The sequence below is a fragment of the Jejuia pallidilutea genome (assembly GCF_002973595.1).
Taxonomy (GTDB): domain Bacteria; phylum Bacteroidota; class Bacteroidia; order Flavobacteriales; family Flavobacteriaceae; genus Jejuia; species Jejuia pallidilutea.
The window spans coordinates 170779-190408 of sequence record NZ_PVEO01000005.1; the positions used below are offsets into that span (position 1 = coordinate 170779).

15 protein-coding genes and 1 riboswitch are annotated in these 19630 nt (G+C 36.6%); of the genes, 1 reads left to right on the forward strand and 14 read right to left on the reverse strand.

What is annotated here, in order from left to right:
* Nucleotides 1-106 precede the first annotated feature (106 nt).
* From CLV33_RS09885 to CLV33_RS09950, 14 genes are all read right to left on the reverse strand, one after another.
* Complete coding sequence (locus tag CLV33_RS09885; protein ID WP_105473768.1) at nucleotides 107-1159, reverse strand: NAD(P)/FAD-dependent oxidoreductase; 1053 nt, start codon at nucleotides 1157-1159, stop codon at nucleotides 107-109.
* A gap of 1 nt (nucleotide 1160) precedes the next feature.
* Nucleotides 1161-1802, reverse strand: coding sequence for a precorrin-2 dehydrogenase/sirohydrochlorin ferrochelatase family protein (locus CLV33_RS09890; protein WP_105473769.1), 642 nt, complete (start codon nucleotides 1800-1802; stop codon nucleotides 1161-1163).
* A gap of 9 nt (nucleotides 1803-1811) precedes the next feature.
* On the reverse strand, nucleotides 1812-2621 hold the full coding sequence (cobA, locus tag CLV33_RS09895) for a uroporphyrinogen-III C-methyltransferase (RefSeq protein WP_105473770.1): 810 nt from the start codon (nucleotides 2619-2621) through the stop codon (nucleotides 1812-1814).
* Between the two features lie 30 nt (nucleotides 2622-2651).
* Nucleotides 2652-4757, reverse strand: a complete 2106-nt coding sequence (locus CLV33_RS09900) for a HEPN domain-containing protein (RefSeq protein ID WP_105473771.1) — start codon at nucleotides 4755-4757, stop codon at nucleotides 2652-2654.
* Nucleotides 4758-4951: 194 nt separating this feature from the next.
* A complete protein-coding gene (locus CLV33_RS09905) occupies nucleotides 4952-6199 on the reverse strand; it encodes a sulfate adenylyltransferase subunit 1 (RefSeq protein ID WP_042241714.1) in 1248 nt (415 codons plus the stop codon).
* 127 nt (nucleotides 6200-6326) lie between these two features.
* Nucleotides 6327-7232 carry a sulfate adenylyltransferase subunit CysD gene (gene cysD / locus CLV33_RS09910; RefSeq protein ID WP_105473772.1) on the reverse strand — a complete coding sequence of 302 codons (906 nt, stop codon included), beginning with the start codon at nucleotides 7230-7232 and terminating at the stop codon, nucleotides 6327-6329.
* Between the two features lie 128 nt (nucleotides 7233-7360).
* Nucleotides 7361-7981, reverse strand: a complete 621-nt coding sequence (locus tag CLV33_RS09915) for a phosphoadenosine phosphosulfate reductase domain-containing protein (RefSeq protein ID WP_105473773.1) — start codon at nucleotides 7979-7981, stop codon at nucleotides 7361-7363.
* A gap of 12 nt (nucleotides 7982-7993) precedes the next feature.
* Nucleotides 7994-8251: a DUF2061 domain-containing protein gene (locus CLV33_RS09920; protein WP_042241706.1), complete on the reverse strand. Its 258-nt coding sequence runs from the start codon at nucleotides 8249-8251 to the stop codon at nucleotides 7994-7996.
* A gap of 161 nt (nucleotides 8252-8412) precedes the next feature.
* Nucleotides 8413-8832, reverse strand: coding sequence for an RrF2 family transcriptional regulator (locus CLV33_RS09925; RefSeq protein WP_045371087.1), 420 nt, complete (start codon nucleotides 8830-8832; stop codon nucleotides 8413-8415).
* A 33-nt stretch (nucleotides 8833-8865) separates the two neighbouring features.
* Nucleotides 8866-10092 carry a polysaccharide lyase family 7 protein gene (locus CLV33_RS09930; RefSeq protein WP_105473774.1) on the reverse strand — a complete coding sequence of 409 codons (1227 nt, stop codon included), beginning with the start codon at nucleotides 10090-10092 and terminating at the stop codon, nucleotides 8866-8868.
* Between the two features lie 76 nt (nucleotides 10093-10168).
* On the reverse strand, nucleotides 10169-10969 hold the full coding sequence (locus CLV33_RS09935) for a PhzF family phenazine biosynthesis protein (RefSeq protein ID WP_105473775.1): 801 nt from the start codon (nucleotides 10967-10969) through the stop codon (nucleotides 10169-10171).
* 156 nt (nucleotides 10970-11125) lie between these two features.
* Complete coding sequence (locus CLV33_RS09940) at nucleotides 11126-12298, reverse strand: trans-sulfuration enzyme family protein (protein ID WP_105473776.1); 1173 nt, start codon at nucleotides 12296-12298, stop codon at nucleotides 11126-11128.
* 321 nt (nucleotides 12299-12619) lie between these two features.
* Nucleotides 12620-16018 (reverse strand): bifunctional aspartate kinase/homoserine dehydrogenase I, encoded by a 3399-nt coding sequence (thrA, locus tag CLV33_RS09945; protein ID WP_105473777.1) that lies wholly within the window; start codon nucleotides 16016-16018, stop codon nucleotides 12620-12622.
* A 527-nt stretch (nucleotides 16019-16545) separates the two neighbouring features.
* On the reverse strand, nucleotides 16546-17820 hold the full coding sequence (locus CLV33_RS09950; protein WP_105473778.1) for an O-acetylhomoserine aminocarboxypropyltransferase/cysteine synthase family protein: 1275 nt from the start codon (nucleotides 17818-17820) through the stop codon (nucleotides 16546-16548).
* 166 nt (nucleotides 17821-17986) lie between these two features.
* A riboswitch (SAM riboswitch) is annotated at nucleotides 17987-18110 on the reverse strand.
* Between the two features lie 258 nt (nucleotides 18111-18368).
* Between CLV33_RS09950 and CLV33_RS09955 the strand changes: the two genes are divergently transcribed.
* Complete coding sequence (locus CLV33_RS09955) at nucleotides 18369-19448, forward strand: serine hydrolase domain-containing protein (RefSeq protein WP_105473779.1); 1080 nt, start codon at nucleotides 18369-18371, stop codon at nucleotides 19446-19448.
* Nucleotides 19449-19630: the final 182 nt, after the last annotated feature.

Here is a 19630-nt window from a genome sequence, read left to right on the forward strand (position 1 = left end):
TAATGCACCTATCTGTATAAGTCATTTATTAAACCTCTACTTAAGCCAATTTGTGTACTCCATACCTCACAGGGTTTTAGCAACATATAAAATTTACAATAATATGCTAGTTAATAGCCTGTACAACCGCCTTTGGTGCTTCTTTACGAGACCCATCAAAACCATCAATACCACTTACAGTTGTGTATTTTAACACATATTTTTTACCCGGGTTTATAATTCTGTAAGCTGCTTGACACATTAAAGTAGCCTCGTGGAAACCACATAAAATTAATTTTAATTTTTCTGGATAAGTATTTACGTCGCCAATGGCAAAAATCCCAGGGATGTTAGTTTGATAATTTAACGAATTATCAACCTTTATGGCATTTTTTTCAATCTCTAAGCCCCAATTTGCAATTGGCCCTAATTTTGGGGACAACCCAAATAAAGGTATAAAATGGTCGGTTTCTATTTTAGTAGCTTCTCCTTCCCTTACATAAGTTACTGCTTCAATTTTACCCTCACCGTGCAACTCTGTTACTTCGGCAGGCGTTACCAGCTTAATTTTGCCTTCTTGGGTAAGCTCTCTTACCTTTTCAACAGAATCTAAAGCACCCCTAAATTCGTTTCTTCTATGAATTAAAGTTACATCAGAAGCTACATCGGCTAAAAAGATACTCCAATCTAAAGCAGAATCGCCACCTCCAGAAATTACAACTTTTTTGCCTCTGTAAAATTCTGGATCTTTAATAATATACTCCACACCATTATCTTCATAATCGGCAATACCTTCAATAGCTGGTTTTCTAGGTTCAAAAGAGCCCAAACCACCGGCAATGGCAACTACTGGCGCATGGTGTTTTGTACCTTTATTGGTTGTTACAACAAAAGAACCATCGTCTTGTTTTTCTATAGTTTCGGCACGTTCGCCTAAGGTAAAACCAGGCTCGAATTGTTTGCCTTGTTCTAATAGATTTCTGGTTAAATCTCCAGCTAAAATTTCTGGAAACCCCGGAATATCATAAATTGGTTTTTTCGGATAAATCTCCGAGCATTGTCCACCTGGTTGTGGCAATGCATCAATTAAATGGCATTTTAATTTTAATAATCCTGCTTCAAATACTGTAAATAAACCTGTTGGTCCTGCGCCTATGATAAGTATGTCGGTCTTAATCATGTTATGATTCTCTTTTTTGTATTAATCCTTTTGTGAACTCGTTAAGTGTTTCCACTTTTTCTTCGAAATCACCTTTTATTGTTTTTCTATATTCATTTAAATTTTTAACCAAATCGTCTACATTTTCTGGAATAACATCCTCAAAAAACTGGCGTAAACGTTTTGCTGTTGTTGGCGATTTTCCATTGGTACTAATAGCCACTTTAACATTGCCTTTTGTTACAATACCACCCATATAAAAATCGCAATATGGCGGATTATCGGCTACATTTACTAATTTTGCTTCTGCACGACAATCTTTCCAAATCTGAACATTTACGTCTGGTTTATCTGTCGTAGCCACAACCATATGCTTGCCAATTAAATATTTTTTTTTGTAAACATCTTCAACTAATGTTACACAACCTTTTTCGGCTAACGTTTTAGTGCCTTCCCTAAACATAGGCGATACCATGGTAACATGCGCATCTGGACTAGATTTTAATAAGAACGTTAATTTTTCTTCAGCTACATTTCCACCTCCAACTATCAATACATTTAAGCTTTTAGCTTTCAAAAAAATAGGGTACAAATTATTACGTTCAGCCCCCTTAGCCCCCAAAGGGGGAACTTGACTATTGAAACGCTCCTTTTTATAATCCATCTTAATTATTTATTCTGAACGTGTAACTTCACTATAAATTGAACTTAATACTGCTCTTTCCTTAACCACATCACCTATGATAATAATTGCTGGGTTTGCTAATTGTTTTTCGCTAACTATTTTTTCAATTGTACTAATTGTACCTATACCAACATTTTCATTATCTCTTGTTCCATTCTGAATGATTGCAATAGCTGTATCTTGCTTGTTTTCTTTTGAAAAAGTTTGAACGATTTCAGCCAATTTACCCATCCCCATTAAAATAACAACCGTTGCTGTAGATTTTGCAGCCAATGCCACATCATTTGATAGTTGATGCTGCTTTGTGGTACCTGTAATTACCCAAAAACTTTCTGACGCCCCACGTTTTGTTAGTGGAATGCCTTGGTACGCAGGTACTGCTATAGCCGATGAGATACCTGGCACCACGAAGGTTTGTAATCCAAATTGGCGTACATAGTCTATCTCTTCTGCACCTCTACCAAACACAAATGGGTCGCCACCTTTTAATCGTACTACATGCCCTTTTTCCTTGGCTTTAGCCACGATGAGCTCATTGATTTGTTCTTGCTGAAATGCATAACACCCCTTGCGTTTCCCTACAAAAATAAGCTCTGTATCGTCAGTCGCATAATTTAGTAAAGCTTCGTTAATGAGCGCATCGTACAGGATAACATTTGCAGATTTAATAGCCTTAATTGCCTTAAGGGTAATTAAATCTTCGTCGCCTGGACCAGCACCTACAACAGTAAGTATTCCCCTAACCCCTGAAGGGGAAATTGGATGCACTATATCTATATTTACGTTTTTCTTATTCATTTTTATATTTCATCTAAGATGAAATAAATTTTAAACTGCTTTCTTTTCTGGTTGCGTTTGTGCCTCTCTAAACGCTCTAACTTTTACCAAAAACTCATTAGCATTCTCAATATATTTTGATGCAAACGCTTCAGTTGGTACAAATTTATTAATTTGATATATCAATTCTGAAAACGACACCCCTAAATCTATTTTTCCACTTGCTACAAATAACTCGTCGAACTGACTTATAATTCCAGCATGCGTGTTTGTTTTCTTGTTTTCAGCCAATAATAATGCTTTTGCTGAATTAACCAAAGAACTGTATGCATGATAAATTGCATTTGAATACACCTTATTATTAAAGGATTCCTGAGCATTTTCAATCTTCTCTTCACTTTCTAAGAATAAGGTTGCAATTAAATCGATAACCACACCTGCACATTCACCTATACCAATTTCTTTTACATATTTTTCATCAGTTCCCCAGTCTACAAAATCAATTTCTGTTAAATTGGAAACATCTTGCAAATCTTGAAGCACATCGTAAAAATATTTTTCTCCCTTTTCCTTGTAATACTCTACAAATAGTTTTCCGTTAGCGTTGGCCTCATAATCATCTAAAATTCGGCGTAAAGCCTCGGGGCCTCTTCTGCTAGGTACTTTTACAACTTTATCTGCAAACACACCATTGCCATCGCCTAAGTTTCCACCACCAAGTAACACTTGTAATGCTGGTGCCACCAATTTATCTGGTGTACGTACCGACATACCTTGAAAGCCAATATTTGCCATATTATGCTGTCCGCAAGCATTCATACATCCACTTATTTTAATCACCAAATCGTCGTTATTTAAATACTGTGGGTATTCTGCCTTAATAACACGTTCTAACTCATCGGTAATACCTGTACTACTTGCTATTCCTAAATTACAGGTATCTGTTCCAGGACATGCGGTAATATCAACAGCCTTATTATAACCTGCTTCTACAAATCCTAATTTTTCCAGTTCTTGATAGAAAAAAGGCACTAAGTCTTCCTTAACAAAAGGAATTAGAATATTTTGACGCAAGGATAAACGAATTTCACCTGCAGCATAATTTTCTACCAAATCTGCCAATAGTCGTGCTTTATCGGTATAAAAATCGCCTAATAATACTTTAATACCTATGGCTACATAACCCTCCTGTTTTTGAGGAATGAGGTTTGTAGATTTCCAAGTTTCAAAAGCTTTTTGGTCTTTAATGGTTACCTCTGGAATTTCAGTGATTTCAACTGGTGTTGGCGCTACATACGCATCAGCATCAATGGCTACAGACTTAAATTCTATAGCCTTCTGTTCTTCTTCAACCAATGCTTTAAACGCTTCTAAACCTATATCTTTAATTAAGAATTTCATTCTTGCCTTAGCGCGACTTTTACGCTCACCATGACGGTCGAAAATTCTTAAAACACCTTCCATTACTGGAATAATCTTATCTGTTTCAATAAAATCATATAACACATCGGCATGTCGTGGTTGTGAGCCTAAGCCACCACCAATCATTACCTTAAAACCACGAACGCCATCCTTTATTTTCGCAATAAAACCTAAATCGTGCATGTACGACAACCCCGTATCTTCATCTGAAGCTGAAAAAGACACCTTGAATTTACGACCCATTTCTTGACAAATTGGGTTTCGTAAAAAGAATTTAAACAAGGCATCTGCGTATGGAGACACATCAAACGGTTCGTTAACATCGATTCCCGCTGTTTCACTTGCCGTTACATTACGCACTGTATTTCCACAGGCTTCGCGAAGCGTAACATCATCACGCTCTAACTCTGCCCAAAGCTCTGGCGTTCTGTTTAAATCTACATAGTGAATTTGAATATCTTGACGTGTTGTTATGTGCAATCTGCCTCTAGAATATTCATCTGAAACATCAGATATTCTATGTAACTGATTGCTCTTAACCTTTCCGTAAGGTAATTTTATACGAATCATTTGTACGCCTTCTTGACGCTGACCGTAAACCCCGCGGGCTAAACGCAAACTTCTAAATTTTTCTTCGTCAATTTTTCCATTATGAAAAAGCTCTATTTTATTAGCTAATTCAACGATGTCCTTTTCAACAATTGGATTTTCTATTTCTGTTCTAAAACTTTGCATGTTCCCCTCCCGACCTCCCCAAGGGGAGGAGCTCTTTACTGGGTGTTTTTTAGTTAAACTTTTCTTTTTTATAGCTTCAAGATTTTTACTTAGCCCTTTTGTAACTTGAATAAAAATCTTGTGTGTTGTTCTAGTTTTTTTTTACAAACCTACTAGTTTCCCTTCGGGTCCCGATAGCTATCGGGACAGGGTGCTTACTGAATAAATCCAGCCCCTACCGTGTTATTTGATTGTGTATCGATAATAATAAACGACCCGTTTGTTCTATGATTTTTGAATTGATCGTAAAAAATTGGCTTGTTTAATTTGAACGTTACCGAAGCAATATCATTAATCCCCAACCCTGTAACATCCTTTTCAAACCCCGAATAATCTGGATTGATTTTATGATTAATACGTTCCACTTTGGCCAACACCTTATTAATACCATGCTGCACCACGTACTTGCCACCTGGTGTTAATTGGTTTGTATCCATCCAACATACATTGGCTGTAAATTGCTTATCTATAGTTGGTAAATCGCCTTCTTTTACAATCATATCGCCACGACTTACGTTAATATCGTTTTCCAAAGTGATGGTAACCGAAGAGCGTCTTGAAGCCGTTTCGTACTTCTCATCATAGAAATAAATATCCTTTATCTTGGAGCGAGTTTTTGAAGGCAACACAATAATATCGTCTCCTACGCTTAAATCGCCACCATAAACCTTACCTGCATACCCTCTGTAATCGTGAAATTCTTCAGTTTTTGGGCGAATAACATATTGCACGGGAAAACGTGGTGTACCTACATTAAAAATATCTTTTTTATCCAATTGCTCTAAATGCTCTAACAAGGCCTCGCCCTTATACCAAGGCATTTTATCAGATTTATTCACAACATTATCACCCTTTAAAGCACTTACGGGAATAAAAGTTATTTTTTGGTCTTGGTAATCTCGTTTGCTCATTAATTCAGAGAAATCGGCCTTTATTTTATTGTAAACTTCTTCTGAATAATCAACTAAATCCATTTTATTAATGGCAACCACAACGTCTTTAATCCTTAATAAATTATTGATGAAAAAATGACGATTGGTTTGCTCTATCACACCTTTTCTGGCATCAATTAATATAATTGATGCTTGTGATGTGGAAGCACCTGTAACCATATTACGCGTGTATTCTACATGACCCGGAGTATCGGCAATGATGTAACTTTTTTTCTTAGTAGAAAAATAAATATGTGCCACATCAATGGTGATACCTTGCTCTCTTTCGGCCACCAAACCATCGGTTGCTAACGAGAAATCTAAGTAATCGTATCCGCGTTGTTTACTTGTTTTTTCTATAGCTTCTAACTTATCGGTAGTTAAGGATTTTGTATCATAAAGAATACGACCTATTAACGTACTTTTTCCATCGTCTACACTTCCTGCTGTTGCAATTTTTAATACTTCCATTTTTTATCGGCTGTTGGCTATTGGCTTTTAGCTATTTGCTAATTCCAAACACCTTATTTTAAATTCTTTTTAGTTTTGCTAAAGGCTAAACGCCGAAAGCTAAAGGCAAAATTTTCAAAAGAAAATTTTAAAAGTACCCCTGTTGTTTACGTTTTTCCATGGCTGCCTCAGAGCGTTTATCGTCTATACGTGCGCCACGTTCTGAAATGGTTGAATCCCTAATTTCCTCAACAACCTTATCAATTGTTTCTGCCTTTGATAATACTGCTGCTGTACAACTCATATCGCCAACGGTTCTAAAACGCACCATTTCTTCAATCACTTCTTCATGGTCGTCTCTATAAACTACCTCATCATCGGCAGCCCAAATTAACCCGTCCCTTAAGAATACTTTACGTTTGTGGGCAAAATAGATTGAAGGAATTTCAATATTTTCTTTTTCTATGTAAGACCAAACATCTAATTCTGTCCAGTTTGAAATAGGGAATACACGTACGTTTTGTCCATGTTCTATCTCACCGTTCAGCATATCAAATAGCTCTGGACGTTGGTTTTTTTCATCCCATTGCCCAAAATCGTCCCGTACAGAAAAAATACGTTCTTTGGCTCTGGCCTTTTCTTCATCTCGACGCGCGCCTCCTATACATGCATCAAATTTAAATTCTTCAATAGCATCTAAAAGTGTGGTAGTTTGCAACATGTTTCTACTGGCATAACGCCCCGATTCTTCTTTTACCTTACCTTCATCAATAGAATCTTGAACATTACGAACTATTAATTCCAAACCAAGTTCTTTTACCAAGCGATCTCTAAATTCTATAGTCTCTGGGAAATTGTGCCCAGTATCTATATGCATTAATGGAAACGGCACTTTGGCAGGGTAAAATGCTTTAACAGCTAATCTTACCAAAGTAATTGAATCTTTTCCTCCTGAAAACAACAACACTGGTTTTTCAAACTGTGCTGCTACTTCCCTCATTATGTATATCGCTTCGTTTTCTAGTGAATTGATATGTGATGTGTCTTTCTTCATAATAAAAAGCCCCTCCTAATCCCGCTTAGGGCGGGAAATTCTTACTCGGGCGAAGTAAGAGATTTATTGTTCTATTTTAATTTCTTATCTGTTCCTCTTTTTACTGCCACTACTAACTACTAACTGCATTAGGCGTGTAAACCACACTCTCTATTCTCTAATGCTTTTGTTGGATCGAAATATTTAAACTCGTTTGGCAAGTTATGCTCCTTTAAGTATGTGTCTAATTTTTCATCGGACCAATAATAAAACGGACTCACCTTTAACACGCCATCTTTACTTAAGCTAAAAATACCAATGCTGTTTCTAAATGCAGTTTGCCCTTGTCGTAAGTTGGTAAACCATACATTTGGTTTGTGCTCGTCCATAGCGCGTTTAAAAGGCTCTAATTTTACTTGTTCTGTAAATAAAGCGTGTTCTGGAGCATCAACAGTTGGAATACCCATAACCACATCGCGATGTGCAGATGTTTGCTTTGGCACATACAAAAACACATTTAAATTTAAATCTTTAATAACTTGTTCTGCATGCTTATAGGTTTGCGGTGTATTGTAACCTGTATCGCACCAAACCACAGGAATTTTAGCTTCTACCTTACTTACGGCATGTAAAATTGCGGCTTCGTATGGTCTAAAATTTGTGGTAACCACTGCATTATCGTTAAGTTGAAAAGCCTTCTGGATAATCTCAGATGGCGTTGCTTTTTCAAAGCTTTTGTTTAATTCTTCTATTTGACGTTCTGTAAACATTGTTCTATCTGTTTATTTTCCCCATTTAATAACATTCCAAATACGCTCGTGAAAAAAGTATAAAACCAATTTGGTTAAGAAATCTACAGAAGCAATAGATGCCGCTAGCGATATTCGCCCTGTTAGCACATAAGAAACTATTAATGTATCTAAAGTACCTACAACCCTCCAACTCAAAGCCTTAGCAACGCTTCGTATTGGTTTTTCTCCAACACTATCTTCTTTATAAGTAGACTTTTCTTTACTCTTTAATAACATTTGCGCAATCATTTGTCGTTATTTTATATTAATCCTATCAATTTAGTAGGGATTACAAAAGTAAAACTTTTTATTAGACTAAAAAGGGAATTGGAAACTTTTTAGTAAAATGGAATATTTTAAGTGTATAGGCTAGAAAATTCTTTTAAAATAGAGTTTATTTTACGAATCTTTTATAAATCGATGTTAGATAAATCTGCTAAAGAGGTATTTCTTAATACTTTAAGCGTGCTATCGCGTACCTCAACCATCAACTTATGCACGCTACATTTGTGCTCATCTGGACAGTCATCGCATTTTTCGTAATAATTTAAGCTTACACAAGGCACCATAGCTATTGGGCCTTCCAAAACCCGCATTACATCTGTCATTTTAATTTCCGAAGGTTCATAGCGAAGATAATAACCTCCATGTTTTCCTTTTTTAGAACCTAAGATACCTGCTTTTCGTAATGTAAGCAGTATGCTCTCCAAAAATTTTTGAGGGATATTTTCATTTTTAGCAATAGCACTTACTTGAACGGGAGCATCCTCTTCGCTTCTAGCAATATAAGTTAGCGCCTTAAGGCCATATTTAGTTTTTTTGGATAGCATGATGCTAATATAAATATTTTAAGGTATCTCTTGCTAGTTTACTGTATGCGATTTATCTAGAGCATAGAACGTAGCTTGGACATAATCATCACCTTCGCCCGAATTATTTTGATTGTAAACTCCTGCTTTAAAATACATGTATTGCCCACCAACATTATAGCCGCTATTAACCATGTTAACAGTTTTTACTACGTTGGCCTTTCCTTCTCTAAAAATAATAACCGTTAGCAAATCGCCTACTACCTTAATTCTATAACTAAATTTTTCATTAAGCGCTATCCCGTCAGCAGGATTTGGCGCACTGCTACTTCTAGAACCAATCATTTCATGCCACTGTTCGCTACCGTTACCATCGGTAGGTTCGTGTGCAAAATAGATAGATCCTAAGGTGTTTTCTGGTAGTTTTCTGTAATAAAGCCTGATGGGCTCATCATCATTTGCGTGAATTTGACCTATAATTACCCTTCCTACCTGACTGCTGCTACCTGTTGTAGTAACGTAATTTACAGCCACCGTGGCATTCATTTCTCCATCGTAACCATAGGCAGCATTTTTATCTGCAGCTGGTGCTGTTCCAAATACCCAATTATTTTTATTAACACCTTGTGTTTTTATGCTTGTATTTGTTCCTCTTAACATTTCACGAAATTCTACACGGGTATAACTTGTATTTGTGGATGTTTTAAAGCCATCAACAGGACACTTAAATACCATTCCACCGTCATCGGCTGTATAAAAGTATTTGCTATTTTGGTACTTGTTATTGAGTTGCGCCACCGTAATATTTGTTGATGTGCCATTGCCTCTGTCTTCAGGGATACTTAAATTCCATGTAGATAAATCAAAATTTTCTGAAGGTGCTTTATCGGGATCTAAGCCTGCTGCACCTGGTGCTTTTCCCGCCTGAGTAATGGTTAAATCTCTTGACACATCACCACTTAAAACACTAATTGTGCCAATGCGTGCAGCTTCAGTTGGGTTTGAATACACAGTAATATTTATTGTACCATTATTGGTTCCGTTAGTAGGAGTAAGAGTAATCCATTCATTATTATTCTCTGTATACCAATATGAATTTGCTGTTACGCTTAGTGGTTTTGTCTCTTCAGTTGCAGAAAATTCAGAAACTGAAGATAAACTCAATTCTACAGTCTTCTGTTCTTCATTCGAATCTTCTGAACTACAACCCAATATCGAAATTAAAACAAAAAAATAACATACTTTTTGTATTTGTTGTAACGCACTACTTTTCTTTAACATTGTATTTTTTTTATAATAGTACTACATAATAGTACTACAAAATTACACAACAAAAACTTAACTATTAAATACGCAGCTATATTTTTAATTGGGCTTGAAAAATGGTAATGGCATTTCCTTTAATTTTCACATTGTAATCGGCCAATGCAACTTTTAGAACACCTCCTCTTTTAGAAATTTGGTGAGACACCATTTTTGTTTTTCCTAACCTACTAGCCCACAAAGGCGTTAATGCACAATGTGCAGAACCTGTAACAGGATCTTCATTAATTCCTGCCTCCGGCACAAAACAACGCACAACAAAATCTACATTACTAGTTTTCCCTTCAGAAGTTATCATTAAATGTCCTAAACCATTAGCTATTAATGCCTCAAAATTTGGTTTACAATGTTCAATATCTTCTTGGGTATTAGCAATAGCAACAACCCAATTATCATCACTTTTGTAGATAGCCACAGGCTCAAAACCTACATCTGCTCTAAAATTAGCAGGTGTTTCAATTTTCGATAAGCTGTATTGTGGAAATGTCATCACTACAGCATCACCATCTTTAGTAATGGTTAAATTATCTTTTAATGCCCTAAAATGAATTTTTTCTTCAGGAGTCTTAATTCCTAATTGATAAATAATATGCGCCGAAGCCAAAGTTGCATGCCCACATAATGGTATTTCAACTGTTGGTGTAAAATATCGTATATCAAAACCGTTACTATTTGGTGCAACAAAAGCAGTTTCAGATAAGTTCATTTCCGCAGCCATATTTTGCATCCAATCTACAGAAGGTAATTTATCAAGAATCATCACTCCTGCTGGGTTTCCTTTGAACGCTTTATCTGTAAAAGCATCTACCTGATATATCGTTTTATTGTCTATCATTTTCAATTTATTTTGGCGTAAATCTATTCATAAATCTCCATATTACTAAGAATATCATGCCATAAGCTGAATGTATAGGTAAAGCTAAAAAACTTATTTGTTTTTGTAGTAATTTTTAAAAATTACTACAAAAGTTACAAATCTTCTTCCACAGTATTATCCTAAGGCCTGTTTAATATCACCAATAATATCGTCAATATGCTCTAATCCTAAAGAGCAACGCACCATACCATCGGTAATACCAGCAGCAGCTTTCACTTCTGGCTCAACTTTAGCGTGCGTAGTACTTGCAGGATGCGTTACAATAGTTCTGGTATCGCCTAAATTAGCAGAAAGCGAACACATTTTAATGGCATCCAAAAATGTTCTTCCCCCATCTAAACCGCCTTCCACTTCAAAAGCTACAATGTTGCCACCTAGCCGCATTTGCTTTTTAGCAATAGCGTATTTAGGATGCGACTTTAAAAACGGATATTTTACCCATTTTACTTTAGGGTGCGTCTCTAAATATTCAGCTAATTTTAAGGCGTTTTCGCAATGTTTTTCAACACGAATCGCCAAAGTTTCCAATGACTTTGATAATACCCAAGCATTAAACGGACTCATAGAAGGTCCCGTTAATCTAGAGAATAAATAAATTTCGCGAATCAGCTCTTTTTTACCAACGGTAATACCACCAAGCACACGCCCCTGGCCATCCATTAATTTTGTAGCCGAATGAATCACCAAATCCGCACCAAATTTTATGGGGTTTTGTAAATAAGGTGTGGCAAAACAATTGTCGATGACTAACAGTAAATTATGCTTTTTGCAAACTGCACTTAAAAATTCTAAATCCAGAACATCAACTCCTGGATTGGTTGGTGTTTCCGCATAAATAAACTTTGTGTTGGGTTTAATTAAGCTTTCAATATCTTGAATGGCATCAATATTAAAATACGAACACTCAATATTCCACTTCGGGAAGTATTTAGTAAACAACCCATGCGTTGCCCCAAACACCGAACTGCAAGACACCACATGGTCGCCCGCATCCAGCAATGTCGCGAATGTTGAAAACACCGCAGCCATTCCACTCGCAAACGCAAAACCCGCCTCTGCGCCTTCCATGGCGCACACTTTATCTACAAATTCGTTAACGTTCGGGTTGCTATAGCGGCTGTATAAATCGCGCTGCTTTTCCTCTGCGAAAGAGGCTCTCATTTCCTCGGCGTCATCAAAAACAAACCCCGATGTTAAGTACAAGGGAACGGAGTGCTCTGAAAATTGTGTCGTTTCAGATTGGGTTCTTATCGCTTCGGTTTCAAAATGTTTTTTACTCACTTTTATGTTTTTAAATGTTTTTTATTTGGGCATTCCCTAAAGGGTCGGGCTTTCCGCTATATCTTTTTTGTTGTTTTAGAACCTGCGTCGTTGCGAGTTTACCGAAGTAATCTCCTCGTCCCAAGAGATTACTTCGTCGTGCCTCCTCGTAATGACGCCCTATTTGCCATTACAAAAAAGGATGCCGCTGCAATCCCTAATGCACTTGTTTGCTAGGGTTTGGTTTTTAATCCATGTAGTGTGCTTGTTTTCTAAGACCTGTCAGGTTTTAGAAACCTGACAGGTCTGATTTATATTTAGATTCCCGCTTTCGCGGGAATAAGAACACTAATTAATATACTTACTCAACCTCAAAATATCCCCAAAAACACCACGTGCTGTAACCTCGGCTCCTGCGCCAGCACCTTGAATCACAATAGGTTGTTCGCCATAACTTTCTGTAAATATTTCAAAAATAGCATCGCTGCCTTTTACATGCCCTAAGGTACTATCTTCTGGAATAGATACCAATTTCACTTCTAAATGCCCTTTGTCTTGCGATAAATCTCCAGATAAATCCCCAACATAACGCAACACATGTCCTTCCTTTTGGGCGTCTTTCAACTTTTGATATTGGTCGTCTAAAACGTCTAACTGACTCAAAAACGCTTCTACCGAAATATCTCTATACGCTTCAGGGATCAAATTCAACACTTCAACATCTTCAAATTCATTTTGTAAATCTAGTTCTCTTGCTAAAATCAACAACTTTCTCGCCACATCATTTCCTGAAAAATCCTCACGAGGATCTGGCTCAGTAAACCCTTTATCCACCGTTTCTTGAATAATGGCACTAAATGGTTTATCCTGTACTGAAAAATTATTGAACAAATAACTTAACGTCCCCGAAAACACCCCACGAATTCGTGTAATATTCTCTCCAGACTCATGCAATAACTTAATCGTATCAATTAACGGTAAACCTGCACCAACCGTAGTTTCGTATAAATATTGTTTGTTATTATTTTCAAGCTGAACGCGTAATGCTTTATAAAACTCATGAGATACCGTATTGGCCACTTTATTGGACGATACCAAATCGAAACCAGCTTCAATTAACGGTATATAATTCTGATAAAACTCAGAACTCGCCGTATTATCTACCGCAATTAAATTTTCTAAATGGTGGTTTTTAGCATATGTGATGATATCGTCTATAGAACTTTTGTAAGTACTATGTTTAATCGCATCTTGCCAATTTGGTTGCACACCATTTTTATCTAAAATAAGCTTTCTAGAATTCGCAATCGCAAATACATTCAAATTTATGCCTTTGCGTTTTTCAATATCGTCTTTCGATTTTAAAATCTGATTAATCAATGCGCCACCAACACCACCATGACCAAAAATGGCAATATTTATTTTTTTGGAAATCCCAAAAACTTCACCATGAATTACATTCACCGCCTTATGCAATTGTGCTTTCTTCACCACCAAACTCACATTCTTTCCAGTAACCGTGTTGTTAAATAATAGCGGTGTAATTTGATTTTTAATTAAGGCATTAAATGGTTTATGGAACGAACTTAATTCAATCCCTACAATGGAAATGACCGCTACATCATCCACCACATCAATTTTATTTACATCCTGGGAATAGAAATCACTTTCAAACTCACGCTCTAAGGCAATCACCGCTTGGGTAGCTTGGTCTGCATCAATAATTAAACCAATACCTCTTTCCGAAGACCCTTGGGACACAATGCTCACACTAATACCGTATTTACTTAATGCCCCAAAAATTCTGGCATCTACACCAATTTTTCCTAATAAGCCGCGACCTTCTAAATTCAGCAACGCCACATTGTCTAAAATAGATAGCGAGGTAACCTCCTTGGTGCTTGGTCTTGCGGTAATTAGCGTGCCTTCATCATCTGCATTAAAGGTATTTAAAATACGTAAGTTGATATTTTTCTCAACTAGCGGAATAATGGTTTTGGCATGCAATACCGAAGTGCCAAAGTTTGCCAACTCGTTAGCCTCACTAAACGACAATTCCCTAATTTGTTTTGCATCTGGCACCAATCCAGGGTCTGCGGTATAAATTCCGCTAACGTGCGTATAGTTTTGCAACTCTTCGGCATCTAAAAAATTAGCTAATAAAGCGGCGGTGTAATTGCTACCGTTACGCCCCAAAGTTGTAGTTTCATTTTTTAAATTAGAAGCAATAAAGCCCGCGACTACGTTTACAACATCTTTATTTTTATTAAAATAGGCTTTGGTATTTTCTTTCGAAAGTTTAGAGAGTGGTTGTGCATTACCAAAAGCCTCATCGGTCTTTATCAATGCGCGTGCATCGGCAGCTTTTGCTGTAATGCCTTGTTCGTTTAATAAATTTGCAATGAGCTTTACCGACAATAATTCACCTTGGGCTAAAATAGCGTCCTTGGTTTTTTTGCTATAATCGCGCAACAAACTTACACCTTCAAATAATTTATCTAAAACTGAAAACTCTTCGGTAAAATCGATAGTTTTTAAAGGTTCAGTTTGATAAGCTTTAAAAGCTTCTAAATCCTCTTGATACGGTTCTCCTTTTAGCGCTTTATTCAAAATAGCTTCTAAATCATCAGTTGCCGAACCTCTTGCCGAAACCACAACCGTAATACGCTCTCCAGCTTCAACTTTATTTTTTATTATTGAAAGTACCGTTTTTAAGCCTTTTCCGTTGGCTAAGGATTTCCCTCCAAATTTTAATACTTTCATACGCTTTCGTTTAGAATGTGGCACAAAAATACCTTCTATGATTTTTTCAAGTTGATCGAACTCCATTAAAAATGCATCATGCCCATGAACAGAATGAATTTCGCTGTACGTTACGTTGGGGTGTGTTAAAGCCAATTGCTTATGTGTTTCCCTATTTTCTTCCGCAGTAAAAAACAAATCAGAGTCCACACCTATAATATGAATTTTGGCCTCTATGTTTTCCAGTACATTAAAATTACTGGAGCGCCCTTTGGTAACATCAATCGTTTTTAACAATTGGTTCATTAATTTGTAAGCCGATAACTGAAAACGTTCCTGCAACTTTTTACCGTGGTGCAGCAACCAACTTTCTACATTAAAAATCTCTAAATCATCGTTTTTAGAACGTTGAAAACGTTCCTTAAAAGATTCTGGCGTGCGGTAACACAACATGGCATGCATACGCGCATCGTGCACTGGGTTTTTAGAATTTAGCAGAAATTGTTCCTGTATTTGGCAGTTGGCAATCAACCAATCGGTAGATTTCCAGTCGGTTGCCACCACTACTAAATGCTCGGTAAAATTGGGCTGTAACACTGCCATTTCCCAAGCAATACCACCACCCAAAGAACCGCCTATTGTAGCGAATAACTTATCTATTTGTAATGCTTTCAGCCCTAATAAAAAGAGTTTTGCAACATCGCGTGCTACAAAATCCTTGTAATTATCAATCACAAAACCATCAAATCCGTTTCCAGGAATATTAAATGCCAAAATAGTGTATAGCTTAGTATCTATAACCTTATCATCACCAATCACATCTTTCCACCAACCATTTTCTCCTGCCACCTCACTATTTCCAGTTAATGCGTGATTAACTAAAACTATTGGTGCTTTACCCAATGGTTTCCCAAAAACCTGGTAGCTTAACTTTATTTCAGGGTTAAGCGCACCACTCTCGGTAGTGTAATCCTCAATAATAATATGTTGTATTTTGTGTTTCATATAAAAGCCCCTCATAATCCCGCTAAAAGACGGGAGATTCTTACTCTTATGTTATAAAGTCGACTGGGAATTTAAACCTATCAACTTTTATTTTATTTATTTTTTTGGGCGTTCCCCGGTCGGGTCGGGCTTTCCGCTATATCTTTTTTGTCTTAACCTCAGCGTCGTTGCGAGTTTACCGAAGCAATCTCCTAATTCCTAGAGATTACTTCGTCGTACCGCCTCGTAATGACGGGCTTGTTTGTCAGCTCAAAAAAGGATGCCGCTGCAATCCCTAACGCGGGCTATCAGCCAATATCTTTTTATTCCTAAAAGTCGTTTAACTTTTGTTTTTTAACTATCCCTAACCCCTACAAGGGAATGCTTACTGTTATGTTTAAAATCGCACCCTTACCTTCCTAATTACTTCAATACTTCGACTACGCTTAATACAAGTGAAGCGGAACGCTCACTCGAACGCAATACTCCGCATGAGTATGGTTCCTCCCCTTTGGGGAGTCCCGATAGCTATCGGGAAGGTGGGGCTTTTATATCTTAGCAAACGCCTGCTTTAAATCTGCTTTTAAATCCTCAATATCTTCAATACCAACAGACAAACGAATTAAATCTGCCGACACTCCTGCCGAAGCTTGTTCTGCTTCATCTAATTGTTGATGCGTTGTACTTGAAGGATGAATAATTAAAGATTTTGTATCGCCAATGTTGGCCAGCAAAGAAAAAATCTTTGTTTCGTCTGCAATGGTTTTAGCTGCATCAAATCCGCCTTTGTGTCCAAAAGTAACAATACCACTTTGTCCGTTAGGCAAATACTTTTTAGCCAATGCATTGTATTTACTACTCTCTAATCCTGGATAGTTTACCCAAGCTACTTCGTCTTGCGCTTCTAACCATTTTGCTAATTCTAAAGCATTTTCGCTATGTTGCTTAATTCTCACTGGTAAGGTTTCTAACCCTTGAATAATATTAAATGCGTTTGTTGGACTTAACGCGCCACCAAAATCTCTCAACCCTTCTAAAATTAATTTAAAGGTATAAGATGCAGCACCTAAGGTTTCGTAATACTTCAATCCATGATATCCTGCCGAAGGCTCTGTAAACTCTGGAAACTTACCGTTTGCCCAATTAAAAGTACCTGCATCTATAATAGCGCCCCCTAGAGATGTACCTTGGCCGCCTATGTATTTGGTTAACGAGTGAATAACAATATTTGCACCATGCTTAATTGGGTTTAATAATGCAGGTGTTGCCACGGTATTATCTACAATAAAAGGTACTTCTGCTGCTTTAGAATGTGCTGCTATGGCCTCTAAATCTAAAACATCTAATTTAGGATTGCCTAAAGATTCCACAAAAAACGCTCGAGTATTATCTTGAACGGCATCTGCAAAATTATCGGGGTTAGAAGCATCTACAAATGTAGTAGTTATGCCCAATCTTGGAAGTGTAACGCTCAATAAATTATAAGTACCGCCATATAAACTACTGGAAGCCACAATATGATCGCCGGCTTTTAATAGCGTTAACAATCCTGTTGCTATTGCTGCAGTACCTGAAGCAAAAACCACAGCGCCAATACCGCCTTCTACAGCTGCTAAACGTTCTTGTAGAATTTGATTGGTTGGGTTGTTTAATCGGGTATAAATAAACCCTAATTCCTGTAAAGAAAACAGGTTTGCTGCATGGTCTGAATTATTAAACACATACGATGTGGTTTGGTAAATAGGTACTGCCCTAGTGCCGCCATTGGCCGCTACATCGTGTCCTGCGTGTAATGCGTTTGTTGCTAATTTGTGATTGCTCATTTTTCTAGTTTTTTTTAGTTAATTATACCTATGATCCCGCAAAAAAAGCGGGATGAGTTCATCTTGCTATTTTGAATACATTGATTGCTGAGCAATTTTCAAAATAGAGTTTCACTAAGAAAAATGTTAAAAAGAAATATTAAAATTACATGCAGTAATTTCTTTGGGGTTATCTATCCAAACTCCGATAAATGAATCCGAGTTTAAGTAGAATTTAGCACCTTCCCCGAATGGTCGGGAGGTTGCTAAGGCTTCAAAGGGTCTATTCCCTCCACCTTTCTTGATAACATTTCAATAAGTGTTTGAACTTTGAGACTGCAAATATTGGCTCTGAAACGTTAATATCCAAATTTTCGGGAAACTATTTTTGCTTTTATAGTATTTACCTACAAAGTAGTTCTTGAAAACTACAAATGCAATGCTTGACTTTGTAAAAATTTTCAACTACCTTCGTTTAACGAAGGATATTAGCCATTAACGGACGGCGTATATCTGGTAATCCATTATGTGCCATTTAATGCGAAAATTATGAACTAAATATATTATCAATGAATAAACTCATAATTCTTATATGCATTTTCTCGACACAATTTGCTTTTGGACAAACTGACCAATTTGATGAAATCTTAAACTACTATAATTCAGCAAATGAATTTAATGGGACAGTGGTAGTTGCTACTGATGGCCACATAGACTATTTGAAAGCAATAGGACTATCGGACAGACAACAAAACAAAAAAATCAAAACTAAGACAAAGTTTAAAATTGCTTCGATTACAAAAGCTTTTACGGCAGTTTTAATTTTACAACTTTACGAACAAGGAAAAATTGATTTAAATACACCTTTTGGGAAATATTTTCCAACTTATAAGGGAAACACTAAAAATTATGTTACCATCCAACATTTATTGACTTATAGTTCAGGTATTCCAGATAAAATCGGCAAATTAGAAATGGAACCCTTTAAATCACCTATGAACATTGATGATTTTATTAATAAATATTGTAGTAGTGACATAGTAGGCAATACAGGTGAACAAAGTCATTACAGTAACACCGAATACATCATACTGACTAAAATTATCGAAGTTGTTACTCAAAAAAAATATGAAACTGTTTTGAAAGAAAATATTTTAAAACCTTTGAAAATGAATAATTCAGGTTTGCTTAACTCAAAACGTTCCATAAAAGGATTAGCTAAATCTTATTCAATTAATGATAGTACAAAAATAGCGTCAGTTGATGAACTATACTTTGTTGAGAACTACTTTGGTGCAGGTGCTATGTATTCAACTGCGGAAGACTTACTAAAATTTAATCTTGGAATATTTAAAAACAAACTTTTAAACGAAAGCAACACAAAATTAATGATTAAGCCAAATCCAAAACTCAACAATGTTGCTTTTGGTGTTTGGTATGCAGATGGGTACGGGACTTTTAGTAAACCATTTATCTATCGAACAGGCGGGATTTTAGGTGCGTGCACTAATTGGATTTATACTCTTGTCGACAAGAAAAGCATAATTGTATTTAACAATACAAATGGAACTAACCTCTATGAAATGTCAGAACAATTTTATTTAGTAAGTACAGGACAGAAATCAAATATCACTAAAGACAGAAAATAAAAAACGGCACATAACATTGGCTATAAGTAATTGCTTGTTCTCGCCTACTTACGAGAATCCTCTTGGTTTTCAGTTTGTTGTGTACTTGCAAAGTTTAGTGCTAACCCACGCAACTACTCATAGCCGAGACCGTTAAACGAACCTCCCCAGACAACCACTTTACAACAGTAAAAGCATAAACT

Excerpts from the sequence above, each read along its gene's own strand:
- CLV33_RS09890 (WP_105473769.1), bottom strand. The coding sequence starts at position 1,802 with ATGGATTATAAAAAGGAGCGTTTCAATAGTCAAGTTCCCCCTTTGGGG.
- CLV33_RS09935 (WP_105473775.1), bottom strand. The coding sequence starts at position 10,969 with ATGATAGACAATAAAACGATATATCAGGTAGATGCTTTTACAGATAAA.
- cobA (WP_105473770.1), bottom strand. The coding sequence starts at position 2,621 with ATGAATAAGAAAAACGTAAATATAGATATAGTGCATCCAATTTCCCCT.
- CLV33_RS09885 (WP_105473768.1), bottom strand. The coding sequence starts at position 1,159 with ATGATTAAGACCGACATACTTATCATAGGCGCAGGACCAACAGGTTTA.
- CLV33_RS09920 (WP_042241706.1), bottom strand. The coding sequence starts at position 8,251 with ATGATTGCGCAAATGTTATTAAAGAGTAAAGAAAAGTCTACTTATAAA.
- CLV33_RS09950 (WP_105473778.1), bottom strand. The coding sequence starts at position 17,820 with ATGAGCAATCACAAATTAGCAACAAACGCATTACACGCAGGACACGAT.
- thrA (WP_105473777.1), bottom strand. The coding sequence starts at position 16,018 with ATGAAACACAAAATACAACATATTATTATTGAGGATTACACTACCGAG.
- CLV33_RS09955 (WP_105473779.1), top strand. The coding sequence starts at position 18,369 with ATGAATAAACTCATAATTCTTATATGCATTTTCTCGACACAATTTGCT.
- CLV33_RS09900 (WP_105473771.1), bottom strand. The coding sequence starts at position 4,757 with ATGCAAAGTTTTAGAACAGAAATAGAAAATCCAATTGTTGAAAAGGAC.
- CLV33_RS09905 (WP_042241714.1), bottom strand. The coding sequence starts at position 6,199 with ATGGAAGTATTAAAAATTGCAACAGCAGGAAGTGTAGACGATGGAAAA.
- CLV33_RS09925 (WP_045371087.1), bottom strand. The coding sequence starts at position 8,832 with ATGCTATCCAAAAAAACTAAATATGGCCTTAAGGCGCTAACTTATATT.
- cysD (WP_105473772.1), bottom strand. The coding sequence starts at position 7,232 with ATGAAGAAAGACACATCACATATCAATTCACTAGAAAACGAAGCGATA.
- CLV33_RS09915 (WP_105473773.1), bottom strand. The coding sequence starts at position 7,981 with ATGTTTACAGAACGTCAAATAGAAGAATTAAACAAAAGCTTTGAAAAA.
- CLV33_RS09930 (WP_105473774.1), bottom strand. The coding sequence starts at position 10,092 with ATGTTAAAGAAAAGTAGTGCGTTACAACAAATACAAAAAGTATGTTAT.